We start from the raw sequence: 15,438 nt of genomic DNA, 5'->3' as shown, positions 1-15,438 counted from the left end.
CATGGCACAAAAAAACAGAAACGATATAACCAACGCTATTAGCAGTAACATTTACGACAACAACAATAAAGAGGTAATGGCCTCTATGGTTAGAGCTGTGTTTAACGATTTTAGAGACTCTTTCTTTAACCTTTTAGATGATAAGTTAAAAGACCTCAAGTACGAAGGCAACACAACCTTGCAACAGCACCTAAATAGTATAGTTGGCTCATTACCGGAATACGGAGAAGTTTTAAACATAGACCCGGGCAGTAGCAACCTATCAAGTTACTCAACATCCGGAATAGTATCATCTGCACGAGCTATAGACCGTCAAACAAACGATTCTTTAATCGAAATTAATTTTTCTAAAAGTGTAGCCAACAGAAGAATAGTACCAATAGTCACCTATAACAGTAGTGAATATTGGGGTAACGCAAACGATTTTGGAACACCGGTTCTTAGAAGAATTTCAAGTACACGTATTCATGTAGCTATTAGAGAGCTATCAGGCAAATCACAAAGTATTAACCTCGAAATCATTGTAATCTAATGGAAAAAATAAAACTCTTAGAAATAGATATAGATGCAGAAAGCCTCATTAAAAAAGGGGCAGAAGCTCGCAAGCAATTAGAGTACTTAAAAACAGAAGCAAAGTTTTTTCAAAGCGCTATTAAAGAGGGCAATACTTTAATAGAATCGTATACAGACGAGCTTGCCCAATTAGAAAAACAAGGCAAGAAAAACACTAAAGAGTACAGCATAATGCAAAAAAACCTCGAAGCTGTTAAGAAAAAACAAAACGAAAACCGTCAGAGCCTCGAGGTACTTAATAGTGAGATTAGAAAGCAAAACAAAGAGTACAGACTTACGCAAAAGCAAATAGATGTTTACAATAAAACGGTAGAAAAAGAGCTCGATATAATTACCAAAACAGATGGCTCTATAGAGCAGCTTAACCAAGCATTAGCTCAAAACCGTAAAATATACCGTTCCCTATCAAAAGAACAAAGAGAAAATACAGAGATAGGCGGAAAACTTTTTGGGCTAATTCAAAAACAAGACAGAGAGTATAAAGAGCTTCAAAAATCAATAGGTACAACACAAGTAGAGGTAGGTAACTATAAGGAACAAATAAAAGAAGCGCTAAGAGAATCAAGTGCGTTCTCAACACAGTTAGATGCACAAATTGCACAAATACCGGTATTAGGTACAGCATTGGGTTTTACAACTAAATACATTCGTGGCTATGCAAAAGGGCAATTACAAGCTGCAGCAGCTACTAAAGGCACAGCTAAAAGTTTAAAAATTTTTAAGGTAGCACTTTTAGGTACAGGTATTGGTGCTATTTTGGTATTGTTAGGTTCTTTAGTAGCGTACCTTACTTCTACTCAAGATGGTATTAACAAAATAAATAAAGTACTAATACCATTAAAAACAATTTTTCAATCACTTTTGGGGTTGGCTCAAAACTTTGGTAAAGCAATAGTAGATTCTTTTTCAAAACCAAAAAAATTAATTAAAGATTTATCAGATACGTTTTTAGAAAACCTAAAAAATAAACTTTCAGGAATAAAGCAAATAGCCGAAGGATTATTCACGTTTAATCCTAAAAAAATAAAAGAAGGTTTTAATACAGCTACTAAGTTAGAGAGAGAAGTACTTGGTAAAATAAAAAACAGCGCTACAGCTATAAAAGAAACCATAGACGAGGCAGCAAAGCGAGGTTTACAAATTGCAGAAATCCAGCAAAAACTAAGTGCCGGAGAAGCAGATTTTATTAAAAAAGTAGCCGAGGGAAAAGAGCAATTTAAAGCGCAAAACAAAATTGCCGAAGACCAAACTAAAACGCTAAAAGAAAGAGAAGCAGCAGCGTTAAAGTCTATTCAAATATTAAAAGAAACCAACCAAGCACAAAGAGAGCGCAACGCTTTAGAGTTGCAATTGTTAGAACTTAAAGCTGCCTCTAATGATACCAGCGATGCAGACCGAGCAGAAATAGCCAGAAAAATTGCAGAACTAAAAGAAGCAAATGCAGCATTGCTCGAGGCAGAAACTACACAGCAAAACAAGCTTAATGCTATACGTAAAGAAGCAACAAACAAGGCAATTGCAGAAGCAAAAAAAAGAGTAGATGCAGAAATTAAAGCTGCCGAAGTTGCTTTAGAGCGCTATATACTTGAAAACAATAAGGTAAACTCAACCTTACAAGAGCGTATTACACTATACCAAACAGCGCTTAATAAAGAAACAGAGATATTAAAAAAACAGCTCGAGGCTCGTAAAATAACCCAGCAAGAGTATGAGCTTGCGGTGTTACAAAAAAAGCAAGAATACACAGAGAAAATAAATCAAGCTACTATAGAGAATCTGCAAACAGAGCTCGATCTGTACATTGCTCAAAATCGTTCTAAAATAGAAGAGGACGAAAAATTAACACAAGAACTTGTAGCTAACGAGCAGAGCAGACTTGAAGAAATTTATCAACGTAGAGTAGAAATTCTCGAAGAACAAAGAGAAAATGAGCTAATTAGCGAGCAAGATTTTCTACTAAGAAAGTTAGAACTACAATACAACTTTCTTGAACAAAAAAAGGAGTTAGACAGGCAATACAAAGAACAGCAAAAAGAAGTTGAGCAGTTTGAGTACGAAACAGAGTTCGAAACAAGAAGGCTGAGAGGAGAATCAGAATTTCAGTTAAAAAAAGAAAGACTTGAGCGTGAGTACCAAGCTGAACTTGAAAAGGCTCAAAAAATTGGTGCAGACACCTCAAAAGTTGATGAAAAATATGCTTCACTTAGAGCTAATATTAAAGAACAAGAAACTCAAGCTAAGTTTCAGGCTCAACAAGATTTATTAGGTGGTATATCTAAACTATTAGGAGAAGAAACTGCAGCAGGTAAGGCGGCTGCAATTGCACAAGCTACCATGAACACTTATCAAGGGGTTACACAGGTTTGGCGTGCACCTTCGGTTTTACCGGAGCCGTTTGGCACCGCTCAAAAAGTTGTAAGTACCGGTATTGTTTTAGGTAGTGGTTTATCTGCTGTAAAAAAAATAGTGAGCACAAAAGCAAAATTTCAAGACGGTGGTTATTTAGAGGGTAAAAGCCATGCACAAGGTGGTATACCGTTCACGGTGCAAGGGCAACCAGGCTTTGAAGCAGAGGGAGGTGAGTTTATTGTAAACAAAAAAGCTACTGCTGTATACAGGCCACTTTTAGAACACATAAACAATAAATACAAAATAGGTAAATCATCTCCCGGACTATTTAGTAATGGTGGTATTGTATCCAGAAGTTTACAAACTATAAATACAACACGCCCTGCAATTAAAATAGATACAGATACACTTGCAGCAAAAATAGGAGACAGAGTAAGTGAGGCTAACAGACAATTACCAAGACCGGTTGTAACAGTAGAAGATATTAATACGGGCCAAATAGATTATGCCCAAGTAGTAAGCGGCGCAAACTTATAATGAGCAAAGTAACAGAAATATTAAACGGTTATAAAAACTACTTTGTTGGGGGTAATAAGGTGGTACAAGATACTGCTAAAAAAAGAGCCTCAATATGTGCAACGTGCCCGTATGCACAAAGAGGGTTGCATGCAGCATTACTACCGGATTTAACCTTATCAGAAATTAACGGACTGTTTTGCAACCAATGCGGTTGCCCATTGCCGGCAAAAGTAAGAAGCCAAAACACTAATTGCCCAAAAAATAAATGGTAATGCTATACACCAAGTTAAAACACAAACAAAAAGAGCTAAAAGAGCTAACACAATTAGGAGTAGTATCGCCTAAGTGGTTAAGAGATTTACGTGTATTTGAAGCATTTCATGCGCTGCCGGAAAACTTGTGTGTGTATTGTAAATACGAGATTATTGCAGAAGAAGAAGGCATTAGTTCAGACTCTGTAAAAAAAATAATTAACAGATTAAAAAAATAGAAAAAAGCGGTCAAAACAGACCGCTTAATTGTTTAGTTTTTAAAAACTAATCTTTGTCTTTATAGTTAAGCACCTTTACATCATTAAAATGGTAATGGTGTTCTACTTTAATATCTTTTTGCTGGTTAGCCACTTTAGCTGCAGCATTATCTAAAGAACGCTCAACACCTAATCTTACTTTCTTAGGCAGGTTAAAAATAAACTTCACCAACAAATAGACTGTGTAGCCTATTGATGCCATTACAAACCATAATAAAAATAAGATTAATAAATCTTCCATACCACTAAAATACAAAATTTTAGGTAAAAAATCTTACCCACTACTAAGGAAGTTTTAGAATTAGATTTGGTTAAAGTCTAAAACTAATGAGCAAAAGCCATTTTAAGTCCTTAGTAGCCTTTTCTACTCCAGAAATAAAAGTAGATAGAGATAATGGTGTAATAAACGGAGTAATTATTGTACAAGAGGGCGCCAATAAAAACGGCACCTATTTTAATCAGCAATTCTTACAAGATTTAGCAAACCAAGGCAATGCGCAAAAACAAGGCGTAAAATGCCGTTTTGGGCATCCAAATATGTGTTCAAATTCATTAGGCACTTTCTTAGGCAGGTATAATAACTTTCGTGTAAAAAACAACAAAGTATTTGCCGATTTAACCTTAGACCCCATTACTCAAAAAACAGAGGTAGAGGGTAAAGGTATAAGTATGTGGGAGTATGTTCTTGATATGGCAGAGAACAACCCGGATATGTTTGGCAACTCTATTGTAATTAATAGCGAAACTTTCCAAGAAAAAGTAGGTAAAAAGGTGTTCGAGTCTCACGTACTGCATGCCTTTTTAGCATCAGATTTAGTAGATGAGCCTGCAGCAACAGACAGCTTGTTTAACACAAACGATTTAGGCGTTGTCATTACTCAATTTTTAGACCAAAACCCCGAAATCTTCGCAACCATTCAAAAAGAACCTGCCATAATAGAAGATTTCTTCAACAGGTATGCAAACTATTTAAACACGTATAAAACCAAAACAGACATGAGTTTTTTAAGTAAAATTTCTAAAAAGTTCAGTAAACAATCTGCCTTTAACATAGAAGAAACTACCGCAACCGGTAGCATTGTAAAGGTAATTACTGATGCCGAACAACCTAAAGTTGGAGATAAGGTTGTAGACGAAGACGGTAATCCAGTTCCGGACGGCGATTTATTAATTAAAGATGGCACTACATGGGTAATTGTAGACGGCGCCATTTCAGAAATTAAAGAACCAGAATCTTCTGATGAAGAAGATGAGGTTACAGCCCAAGAGGTAATGCAAAGCGTAAACAAACTTTCTAAACAGTTTGAAGATTTTAAAAACGCTTTCCAACAAAACAATCAAGAAAATCAAAAAGCTATAGAGCTTGTTGCAGACCAAGTGCAAGCTTTTGATAGCAGATTAACGGATTTGGCTAAAACAGTTAAATCTAAAGAATACAATGTTCCACCGGCAGAACCTACCGGTAAGAACAAAAAAGGCGAGTTAAGCCTATACGAGAAGGTTCAAGCAAAGTTAAACGCTAAAAAAAATAAATAATGGTAAACATTCACAGCACGTTCACAGGCATTGCTACAGACGAAAGATTTATTCAAGACATAAAAGAAGTCGTTAAAAGCAAAGTATTGTACGAAGATACCGGCAACTTCTTTAACATTGTTCCGGGTATTAAAGGTGGCCAGCAAGTTGCAGCCATGAGAGGTATAGAGTATGTAACTCGTAAATCTCAAGGTTGTGGTGGCACTTCATTATCGCCAAGTTTCCCTGCTATCTCTCAAAAATGGGAGCCACAATTAGCAGAGGTAAAAATTAAGTATTGCTATACAGAGTTCATGCAAAAATTTACGCAATGGGGTCTTGCTAACGGGTATAAAATTAAAGACTTAAGCGAGGCAGAATTTGTACTCTTCATACAAGATATGATTGCCGAAGCAATGAAGTTAGACATGCAGAGAATTGTACTATTTGGCGATGAAAACATTGCTTCACAAGACATTCTTGCAGATGCTAACAAAGCAGCTTATTACGACATCATTAAAAAAGGGTTAATACCAACATTGCAGTACTTTAAAACCATTACAGAACTGCAAGAAAACTTTGTAACGTTAGATAAAAATACCGGTACAGACCAGTTTAACTTAACTAACGATTACGCCTTGAACCTTTTTGAAGAAGTTGTAGATGTAGACGATTTTGATGGAGACATCTTGCTAACAAACAACAAGCTTTACAAAAATTACGAGCGTTACTTTAAGCGTTTAGCAGGTGTTGGTGTACAAAGTTCTAAAGACGAAATCCAAAACGGTATTCAAAACCTTAAGGTAGACGGCGAGAACATTGTACCAATCAAAAACTACGACCGTTGGAGAAAAGCAGATTTCGTAAAAGATGATGGTGGTGGTAACCTTGTTACGCATTTACCACACTTTGCCTTGTACACTAAAAAAGAGTACTTGCAAGTAGGTGTAGATGATACTGCAGCCTTAGAAAACTTAACCTTTGAGTACATTGGTGGAGACGATGAGCACTTCTACATCAAAGGTAATTACATGATAGACTTTAAAATGGTTAATCCATACGAGTTTAAGGCAGCACTTTAATATAAGGGGGCTTACAACGCCCCTTTTATTACTTTTCAAAATTCAGTTTAATCAAAAAAAAACAATAAATAATGGCAAGTTGCGATGCAAAATTAGCCGGAAAGTTTGCAAGACAATGCGGGCACCGTCCAAAGCAAGGTATCAGAAGAAAATGGTATTTAAACTGGGATGATGTAGACCGTGTTGCTACTCAATTAGCAAACAAAGGCACAAAAATAACCGCATTAGTGTTAAAAAGCGGTGCCAAAATTTACCCGGCAGAGGGTAATAACAAAACAAGCAAAGCCTCTCATACACTATCTGTATTAGACTTCGGTAATGGTTACATCCATACAGATAACTTCACAGTTTTATACAGAGGCGAGAAAGAAAGAGAGCGCATACAAGAGCTTGTAGAGGGTGGTAGAGTAATTACCATTGTAGAAAAAGTAGATACAGGTGTATCTGGCGAGTTATCGTACGAGGTTCTTGGTTACGAAAGTGGTATGGTTATCACAGAAGACACCTGGAACAGCTCAGAAAATAGCGGTACAACAACGCTAACGGTAGCTACGCAAGAGGGAGAAGAAGAATCTACCGGAGCTAAACTTTGGGTAGAAACAGACCTTGCCGGTACAGAAGCATGGATAGCAGCTAATGAGTATGTTGATACGCCTTAGTGAAAAAGACAGTTCTCTTTTAAAGTTTGTAAGGTCTGCCAGCTTTCAAACCCTTACCAAAGGTAAAGACGAAAGCGGCACACCTTACTTACAACACATATTTAGGCTTCACGAGCTACTATTTGGCGAAACATGTACCGGATGCCCCAGCGAGATACCTACATACATTAACAGAGTAAAAAACTTCAATACAATGGCAAAAACAGAAACCAAAAAATCAGCATTCACACTAAAAAAAGGTGTAGTAATACCAGTACCCGGAACCTCTAAAGCATATTCAGAGCATAATTTAACAGACGAGATTGCTCTAAGTTTAATTAAGCAGAATCCTAATAGAGCTTCTTTGTTTGAGGTTGTTCCGGAAAACTTAAACGAGTTGCTTGCGCAAGAAGAACACCAAGACAATGAGCAAATTGTATTGTTTGATAGAGAGTTTACTGTAGAAGAAGCTAAAGAGCTACTTCAAGAAGCAGGCCTTTCTACAAGAGCATCTACAGCGCAAGGCATTACAAAAAAGTTAGAATCTCTTTCTGATGATGAGTTACAAGCGCTTAAAAAAGTAGTACATCCAGAAACGCAAGAAGAAAAACAAGCGTAAACAGAAGAAACAGAGTAATAACTTTTCAGACACTTAGCTACCATGAAAAGCCGAGTTGTAGAGGCATATAAAGAAGAAAAACAAGAAATTTTCAATAAAAGATTTGGGGTTATCTTTAATGGAGAAGATAACCTCAAGCCTTTAATTATAGAGAATCTAATAGATGCCAGTCCTACTGCATTTCAATGCGCATGGATTTATCAATCATTCTTAGGTGGTGGCGGGTTTCAGGCAAATTTATCTCACGTAAACCTCTCAAATAAATTCTGGAAAGTAATAACCCCAGACGATTTACTCTTTGAAGCTTGCGACCCTCTGGCCAGACATCAAGGCGTATTTATTCACGTTGGTTACAATGCTAATTTTGAGAAAGAGAGCTTTCAAATTGTGCCGTATACTTTATGCAGGTTAGGCAAAAAAGACAGCGAAGAATTTTCAGGGAAAATTGTAGTATCACCAAAAGGCTGGGGCAGGTATTTAAAAAAAGAACAAGTAGATGTTTTTGATGCCTACAACCCAAACCCAAACGTAATACAAGCACAGGTAGAAGCTGCAGGTGGTTGGGAAAACTACAAAGGGCAAATATTATTTTTTAAACTTAGCGATAAGTACACCTATCCTAAAAGCCTTATAGAAAGTGCCTACATGTTTGCCGATGTAGAAAACCATATTGGCATGTTTTACAACGCTACCGTTAAAAGAGGTTTTAACGATATTACCATTGTAAGGCACAGACCATTTGAAAATACCTTAAAAGAAAACGCCTTTATAAACGATGCTAAAAAAGTTACAGGCGTAGAGAATGCAAGTTCGGTTTGGATGATTGAAGACGATTGGGACGAAGATTCAGAGAAAACAGGCAATGTCCGTTTTGATAAAATTGTAAGCGACCAAAAGCCGGACCGCTATAAACATTTTGAAGACAGCTCGTCTAACTTTATTCGTAAAGCATTTAAAAACATACCGCCACAACTGGTAGATTACGTGCAAGGTAAGTTAGGTAACACTTCTGGAGAAGATTTAATAAAAGCACAATCTATTTACAACTCGTTCACGGCAAGAGACCGCCTTAAAATAGAGATGCTTTTTAAAGAGTTGTTTACCAATTACAAAGAAAATATTAATCCGGAGCAAAACTGGTCCATTAAACAATACTCCCTTTTAGAAGATGGAACTGTTAATCAATAAAAATACCGTAGCACAGCATTTGCAAACAGCCATTGGGTATAATGAGAGTGCCTTTAACACTTTCATTGCAGAAGCTCAAGAATTAGATTTAAAACCATTGGTTTGCGAAGAGTTTTATTTTGATTTGCTTCAAAACCAAAACAAACCGGAATACCAAACTTTACTAAATGGTGGTAACTACAATTACCAAAATCGCACCTATTATTTTTCGGGTTTAGGTAAAGTACTATCGTATTTTGCGTATGCCAGATTTATACTAAAATCTAATGTTGTGAGTACATCGCACGGTTTTACAATTAAAAAAACACCACATTCAGAACCTTTATCATTAGAAGAAAGAAAAAACTTTTACTACAGCTATCGTAAAGATGCCAATACTTTGTTTGATGAGGTTAAAAAGTATTTAAACAGGCATCAAGAAACTTTTAATAGCTGGAAATGCGAAAATAGTTGTGAAACCAAATCCATTAACTACAATAGTAGAGTAATACAATGACCTACAGTTTTGTAAACATATCATCATCTAAATTCTCTATTAATGGCAGAACGTTGTATAAAACGTTCATTCCGTTATTTATAGACAACAATCATATAAAAATCGTAAATGTTTACGATAGCAAATTGCCGTTAATAAGTAGCACACACGTATCAGAAATAGAAGTAGATGCAACTACTTACAATAATGCAACCGATTTAATAAATGCAATTCACGATGTACTGTTTTCTCGAACCGTAACCGGAGATGTAAATAATGAGCAGATAGAGCTAAACAGATTAGCAATTATAGATTTACAAAACAACAAATCTGATACTACACATAACCACGATTCCAGATACTATACCAAATCTCAGGTAGATAGTATGATTCAAAGCGTGGTGTCTAACTCAGATTTAATAGATAGAGGCGAGGTAGATGGAGACCAAATTAAATTCTACGACGGCAATAATGCATTAGTGTTTACAGTAGATGCTGCCACATTTACCAGACAAGGCACGCTACTTAGCTTTGCTAACGGAATACTAACCTTAAAAAACGATAAAGGAGAGATACTATCTACTGCAAGTATAAAAGCAAAAGAAACGTATTATGATGTTTTTGAGGTTCAAAAAAATATAGAAGACGATTTAAACGACCTTATACAAATTGAGCGTTTTTCGTTGGTAGAAACCGTTAGCGGAGACATTTATTTTGTGTCTCAATTAACCAATAAAGAAACCCTAAAAGGAGCACGTATTTATTTACCGGGTGCCGATGCCTTTTTTGATTTAGACACCCCAAGCATAACAACGGCTAATTACCAAGCATGGCAATTAACATTAAATAGCAACCCATATATTGAGGGAGAGCTATACACATTTAATTTTTGGAATAAAGAAAATGGTAAAGGAGTATCTGTAGATGCAGACAACTCATTAGTATTAGGGTCTGATGAAAAGCCATACTATAAAGAGCGTACCCCAGAGCAACTAAAAACAGCATACGAGAGCAATCCAAATACAAATGCCTTTACAGATGCCGAAAAAAATAAACTTGCTACTATAGAAGAGAGCAAATTTAAAGGCACTTACAGCACCGTATCTGCATTAAACACAGCATACCCAACTGCAGAAGAAGGTAGTTATGCGTATGTAGATACCGGAGTAGGAGAAGATGTAAAGCTGTACATTTGGGATAGTAATGATGCAACTTGGATAGAAACAGGAGCTGGCACAGTAGAAACCCCAGCCAGTATAAAATCTAAGTACGAAAGCAATCCGGACACCAACGCATTCACAGATGCAGAAAAAGCTTTGGTGGCTTCTGCGGTTCAACCTGCAGATTTAACTTGGGGTAACATTACAAACAAACCAGATACCGCTACACGCTGGCCCTCATGGAATGAAGTTACCGGTAAACCCACCACGTTTACACCAAGCGCCCATAATCATGACGACAGGTACTACACAGAAACCGAGAGCGATACTATGTTTTTACGAAAGGATGTAAGTGATACGAAACATGGAAACCTTATAATGACGTCTGGAGATTTAACAGTTTCAAGAGACAACATTGCAAAAATAGAAATCATAGGTTTAGATGGTTTTGGAGGGATTGTTGGTACAGGCACTGATCATGATTTAATATTCAGAAGGAATAATGTTAGTAAAATTAGAATAGAAGATACAGTTACATACAGCGACCAACAGCTAAAGTGCTTGGGGCATTTTTATATAAATAACAATAAAACTTATGTACACGAAAAAGGGGATGGTGGCACAATGAACTCTGAATTTGAAGATAATTACTATCGTTTAAGAAGAAGTGGTTCAGGTACTATTTATGGATGGCGTTGGGATAACTATGATGTATTTTCAATGTTATTAACTATTGACGGAGATTTAACCTTAGCAGGAGAAATAAAAGCAGATTCAGACAAAACAGTTTGGCATGAAGGCAATGATGGCTCCGGTAGTGGCTTAGATGCAGATAAGATTGACGGCAAACATGTTTGGGTTGGCTCTCAAGCTGCCTACGATGCTATTTCTACAAAAGACAGTAACACTTTATACTTTATTACCTAATGGCAATTAATAGTGGTAACAACATAATAGCTAACCTAAAATTAGGCAATACCCAAGTTCAAAAAGTGTATTTGGGTAGCACATTAGTGTGGCCTACAAATGTTTTTAGTTTAGAAAACTCACTTAAAAACGCTCTAATTAGCGATGAAACTAACAATATTGTTCGCTCTAATAATATTACCATAGTAGCGCACAACGCAACAGAAAAGTACATAGGGTTAAGTAGCACTACTGTAGTGCAACATATGAAAAACAATCAAGTGCCGGGTAAGTCTTGGTTTATTTGTCAAGGCACAGAAGCCTCTACAATAGTAGAAATAACAGGGTTTGATGCCCAAATTAGCAACAAAGTGTATTATGGCAATACCTACTTAGGTACACCAAACTTTAACTTGGGCCAGAAAGTAGAGCTTTTAAATCCGTTTGTAAATTACCAGATAATACCAACAGAGGCGCCATTGCTAAATCCGTATCCTACAACAGTTGGCGGACAAACATTTAACTACATACAACCGGGAGGTATTTTTAAAAAAGCAAACGGAGAGTATGTGCTAATGTGTCCGGTTGTGTTTGGTAGTCATGCAAGTAGAGACTTGTACTATGCAACATCTAACGATTTAGAAAACTGGACCTTTCAAAACACAAAACTATTAGACACCTCGAGCATACCATTTGCTAAAAACCCGGGTAATGTATTCACGGTAGGTAATCCTTATAAATTATCAAACGGTAATTGGTTGTTTTTGTTAGCTGTACAACGCACAAATGGTAATTACACAGGTGCTTACATGGTTATAAATGACAACTTAAGTATAGTTACTGCACCTACACTATTAAATATAGACGGCTACAACAGCACTAGTAAAAACTATTTTCCGTTAGCATTAACTTACCACAACGGAAGGTATAGAATTTTTATACACGATCGGGCAGATGGAGCAGATATAAATAAAAGCTCTATAGAGTACACCAAAGCGGTGTCAGAGTCAGATACTAACCTTATTAACTTTTTAACCGGGGTAACCTCATATAGTACTAAAAATGTTGTGTTTGATGCTAATTTGGACCAAGGCTATTTAAACGGAAAGGTGGATGATATAGAGTATATATATGACGGCAACGATTTGTACATTTTAATAGGTAGTGAGCAAGAAGTAACACCTGGTTGGGTTACTTCAAATAACAGGGAGTACGGTATAGCAAAATTAAACGGTACAACTACATGGATAAACGATGTTAGAAGTCCGCTAATAGTTACGCCAACACAACTTTTCAGAAAGTATCCTGCACTAAGCTTTTTCTGGGACCATATTGGCGGATTTGCCTCGCCATACATACAAGGAAACCAAATGTATTTATATATAGCTGCAGGTAGAGATAATCCGGACTATCAATTAACAGGTTTAAAAATTCAATTAACTACATAACTATGGAAGAATTAAAACTAATAAAACAAGCCTTAAATGCATCAACTGGTAACTTTACAATAGACCAGAACAGAGACATAGCAAACTGCTTTGATAGTTTGAGTAAAAAAGTTTCAGATTTAATTCAAAAAAACAAAGAATTAACAGCCAAACTTAACGAGCAGAACACAGATGAAGCAAAAGAAAAATGAAATCGGTACTCCCAATACTAAAAGGAAAATTTAAAATGGCTTTAAAATTTCTGTATCACAATTTACTTATAATACACAAAGGCACATTAATAGGTAAAACAAAATCTACGTTATACCTATCGTTAGTGTCTTCCCCTATAGCCTTTATCTTTGAGAGGTTTATGCATTGGTACAACCTTAATTATGGGTATGTAACCTTTGTTTTTATAGCCATTTTATTTGACCACTTTTTAGGCACATGGGTTCATGGTTTTATTAAGAGAGATTTCTCAATGCGCAAAAACATTTCTGGGCTGTTTATTAAATGTGTAATGGTGTTAATGGTTGGCGCCATAGTAGAGGGCTTTAACCACATATTAGGGCAAGACAACTTTATAACAGATTACTTTAGTGTGGTTAGTAGGCTCATGGTATTTATTTATCCGGCAGGCTCTGCATTAATGAATTGCGCAATTATTACAAAGGGCGTGTTTCCGCCAATATCATGGTTAAAAAAAATCAGTCAGTTCAATAAAAATTTAAACTTAGAAACATTTAAACCAGATGAGGCTAAGCAATAAAGGATTAAGCATTATTAAAAGGTTTGAGGGGCTACGCTTAAAACCATATTTAGATAGCGTAGGGGTACCAACAATTGGTTATGGCAATACGTATTATGAAGACGGCACCAAAGTAAGCCTAACCGATGCACCAATTACAAAAGAAAGAGCAGAACAGCTACTAAAAGTTATAACCAAACGTTTTGAGGATGGTGTAAATAGGTATGTAACAAGTAACATTAATCAAAACCAGTTTGACGCTTTAGTTTCTTTTGCCTATAACGTAGGACTTTATGCGTTTAAACGCTCTACACTATTAAAAAAAGTAAATGCAAACCCAACAGACCCAAGTATAAAAAATGAGTTTTTACGTTGGAACAAAGCAGGGGGCAGGGTATTACACGGTTTAGTAAGAAGAAGAATGCATGAGGCCTCACTTTATTTTGATTAATAAACATGAAAATCATTATCTACATATTAATAGCTGTATTAGCAATTTCTTGTAGTGCAAAAAAGAAAGTAACTAATCGTACTAAAGAGCGCACGTCAGTTTCAGTAAAAAAAGACGTGGCCATACAGCAACAAAATAACATAAAAACCAATGCTACACTCTTTAAAAAAGCAACTCAAATAACGTACACGCCTGCCAATAAAAACAAGCCTATGGTAGTAAATGGTGTAGAGACGATAAACGCTATTATCAATATTAAAACCGATACGTTACAGTATCAAAAAACTAAAACAGATAGCTCTTTTGTAAGCGCAAAAGATAAATCAGGCTATAACAAGAAACAATCAAATAAAAACAACACATCTAATATAGAAACCTCACGAACGCCCGTTTGGATGTGGGTAACTTTAGCTATTGTAATGTGCTTCGGGTTATACTTTTTTAGAAGATGGGCGGTATTTAGCTCTGGCAGTAGTTAAAGTAATTGTTTCGTAATGCTGTAAAATAGATTCTATAATTATTAGTTGTTCTTTACTTGGAGTATAATTTTTGTAAATAGCCTTAATAGCTTTTTGTCGGATAGATTCCTTTAAATTGTTCATACAACAGTCAAACACCAAGTTTAAATCAAATAGAGCGTTAGTTACTTCATGCTTAAACTCTTCATAAGCTTTCTTACAAGCATCTTTACTAATGGTATGAATGTAGACCAAGTTCATGCGGTAAAATTACATTAAAAAAATCGATGAAATGCAATAAAATAATTTACTAAAAGTTTGCGTAAAGCAAACTTTTTTGTATCTTTACATCAGTAATCAAGCAAGGGTTCTTTGAAATAATGTTTAACAAAAAAGTTCAAAAAATGAGAAACTTAATTGATAGAGTTTGGGAATACTCACAAAACAATCCCCACGGTTTTACCCTTAATATTTTAACCTTTAAACCTATAAAATTCGGAATAGTAGTAGCGTATCAAGAAACGCAAAATTCATTCGGAAAACAATCATTAAAAAACGTACTAATTCACGCTAAAGCCCACGATAATATAATAGGTGGGTGGCTTAATACAGATAACGGACTTTATTACTTTGATAGTGTAAAGGTCTTTAAAAATTCAGAACTAAATAAAGCAATAGAATTTGCTAAAAAAAACAATCAAATAGCAATTTTTGATTTAACTAACTTAAAAGAAATAAGAATTAAATAGAGGGCTTGCAAAAGCCCTCGCCCTTGCTTTTTTAATAATATTTAAAATA

19 protein-coding genes are annotated in these 15,438 nt (G+C 35.8%); 17 read left to right on the top strand and 2 right to left on the bottom strand.

All coding sequences use genetic code 11. From position 1 onward, the window contains the following. Position 1: 1 nt before the first annotated feature. Genes ACZ5CF_RS09815 through ACZ5CF_RS09800 form a run of 4 tightly spaced genes read left to right on the top strand, consistent with a single transcriptional unit; the run spans position 2 to position 3,931 of the window. A complete protein-coding gene (locus ACZ5CF_RS09815) occupies positions 2-532 on the top strand; it encodes a hypothetical protein (RefSeq protein ID WP_464579169.1) in 531 nt (176 codons plus the stop codon). Beyond that, positions 532-3,459, top strand: coding sequence for a coiled-coil domain-containing protein (locus tag ACZ5CF_RS09810; RefSeq protein ID WP_464579168.1), 2,928 nt, complete (start codon positions 532-534; stop codon positions 3,457-3,459). Before ACZ5CF_RS09815 ends, ACZ5CF_RS09810 begins: the two co-directional genes overlap by 1 nt. Next, positions 3,459-3,713: a hypothetical protein gene (locus tag ACZ5CF_RS09805; protein WP_464579167.1), complete on the top strand. Its 255-nt coding sequence runs from the start codon at positions 3,459-3,461 to the stop codon at positions 3,711-3,713. Before ACZ5CF_RS09810 ends, ACZ5CF_RS09805 begins: the two co-directional genes overlap by 1 nt. Beyond that, entirely contained in the window at positions 3,713-3,931 is a 219-nt protein-coding gene (locus ACZ5CF_RS09800) for a hypothetical protein (protein ID WP_464579166.1), read from the top strand. The genes ACZ5CF_RS09805 and ACZ5CF_RS09800 overlap by 1 nt, the downstream gene beginning before the upstream one ends. 46 nt (positions 3,932-3,977) lie before the next feature. Here the strand turns inward: ACZ5CF_RS09800 and ACZ5CF_RS09795 are convergent, their stop codons facing one another. After that, on the bottom strand, positions 3,978-4,211 hold the full coding sequence (locus tag ACZ5CF_RS09795) for a hypothetical protein (RefSeq protein WP_464579165.1): 234 nt from the start codon (positions 4,209-4,211) through the stop codon (positions 3,978-3,980). Between the two features lie 86 nt (positions 4,212-4,297). Here ACZ5CF_RS09795 and ACZ5CF_RS09790 point away from each other — a divergent pair, with 86 nt between their 5' ends. The 12 genes from ACZ5CF_RS09790 (at position 4,298) to ACZ5CF_RS09735 (ending at position 14,661) form a co-directional block, all read left to right on the top strand. Continuing rightward, positions 4,298-5,506 (top strand): hypothetical protein, encoded by a 1,209-nt coding sequence (locus ACZ5CF_RS09790; RefSeq protein ID WP_464579164.1) that lies wholly within the window; start codon positions 4,298-4,300, stop codon positions 5,504-5,506. Then, positions 5,506-6,567 (top strand): hypothetical protein, encoded by a 1,062-nt coding sequence (locus ACZ5CF_RS09785; RefSeq protein WP_464579163.1) that lies wholly within the window; start codon positions 5,506-5,508, stop codon positions 6,565-6,567. The genes ACZ5CF_RS09790 and ACZ5CF_RS09785 overlap by 1 nt, the downstream gene beginning before the upstream one ends. A 71-nt stretch (positions 6,568-6,638) precedes the next feature. After that, positions 6,639-7,226, top strand: coding sequence for a hypothetical protein (locus ACZ5CF_RS09780; protein WP_464579160.1), 588 nt, complete (start codon positions 6,639-6,641; stop codon positions 7,224-7,226). Next, entirely contained in the window at positions 7,210-7,824 is a 615-nt protein-coding gene (locus ACZ5CF_RS09775) for a hypothetical protein (RefSeq protein ID WP_464579158.1), read from the top strand. The genes ACZ5CF_RS09780 and ACZ5CF_RS09775 overlap by 17 nt, the downstream gene beginning before the upstream one ends. 42 nt (positions 7,825-7,866) lie before the next feature. Further along, positions 7,867-9,012 carry a hypothetical protein gene (locus ACZ5CF_RS09770; protein ID WP_464579157.1) on the top strand — a complete coding sequence of 382 codons (1,146 nt, stop codon included), beginning with the start codon at positions 7,867-7,869 and terminating at the stop codon, positions 9,010-9,012. After that, positions 8,993-9,508 carry a DUF6712 family protein gene (locus ACZ5CF_RS09765; RefSeq protein ID WP_464579156.1) on the top strand — a complete coding sequence of 172 codons (516 nt, stop codon included), beginning with the start codon at positions 8,993-8,995 and terminating at the stop codon, positions 9,506-9,508. The genes ACZ5CF_RS09770 and ACZ5CF_RS09765 overlap by 20 nt, the downstream gene beginning before the upstream one ends. Beyond that, positions 9,505-11,574 carry a phage upper tail fiber protein gene (locus ACZ5CF_RS09760; protein WP_464579155.1) on the top strand — a complete coding sequence of 690 codons (2,070 nt, stop codon included), beginning with the start codon at positions 9,505-9,507 and terminating at the stop codon, positions 11,572-11,574. The genes ACZ5CF_RS09765 and ACZ5CF_RS09760 overlap by 4 nt, the downstream gene beginning before the upstream one ends. Continuing rightward, positions 11,574-13,001, top strand: a complete 1,428-nt coding sequence (locus ACZ5CF_RS09755) for a hypothetical protein (protein WP_464579153.1) — start codon at positions 11,574-11,576, stop codon at positions 12,999-13,001. The genes ACZ5CF_RS09760 and ACZ5CF_RS09755 overlap by 1 nt, the downstream gene beginning before the upstream one ends. A gap of 2 nt (positions 13,002-13,003) precedes the next feature. Continuing rightward, positions 13,004-13,192 (top strand): hypothetical protein, encoded by a 189-nt coding sequence (locus tag ACZ5CF_RS09750; protein WP_464579152.1) that lies wholly within the window; start codon positions 13,004-13,006, stop codon positions 13,190-13,192. Continuing rightward, entirely contained in the window at positions 13,189-13,752 is a 564-nt protein-coding gene (locus ACZ5CF_RS09745; protein WP_464579150.1) for a hypothetical protein, read from the top strand. Before ACZ5CF_RS09750 ends, ACZ5CF_RS09745 begins: the two co-directional genes overlap by 4 nt. Beyond that, the gene (locus tag ACZ5CF_RS09740; protein WP_464579148.1) at positions 13,736-14,182 is read left to right on the top strand and encodes a lysozyme; all 447 of its coding nucleotides are present in this window, start codon (positions 13,736-13,738) and stop codon (positions 14,180-14,182) included. Before ACZ5CF_RS09745 ends, ACZ5CF_RS09740 begins: the two co-directional genes overlap by 17 nt. Before the next feature lie 5 nt (positions 14,183-14,187). Further along, complete coding sequence (locus tag ACZ5CF_RS09735; protein ID WP_464579147.1) at positions 14,188-14,661, top strand: hypothetical protein; 474 nt, start codon at positions 14,188-14,190, stop codon at positions 14,659-14,661. Here ACZ5CF_RS09735 and ACZ5CF_RS09730 read toward each other — a convergent pair. After that, complete coding sequence (locus ACZ5CF_RS09730; RefSeq protein ID WP_464579146.1) at positions 14,614-14,901, bottom strand: hypothetical protein; 288 nt, start codon at positions 14,899-14,901, stop codon at positions 14,614-14,616. The two genes, ACZ5CF_RS09735 and ACZ5CF_RS09730, sit on opposite strands and share 48 nt — an antisense overlap. A gap of 143 nt (positions 14,902-15,044) precedes the next feature. On the opposite strand from ACZ5CF_RS09730, the gene ACZ5CF_RS09725 reads away from it, so the two are divergent. Further along, complete coding sequence (locus tag ACZ5CF_RS09725; protein WP_464579145.1) at positions 15,045-15,389, top strand: hypothetical protein; 345 nt, start codon at positions 15,045-15,047, stop codon at positions 15,387-15,389. Positions 15,390-15,438: the final 49 nt, after the last annotated feature.

The sequence above is a fragment of the Lutaonella thermophila genome (assembly GCF_055387725.1).
The sequence above is the reverse complement of the archived record's forward strand: the minus strand, read 5'-3'. Positions and strand labels throughout refer to the sequence as shown.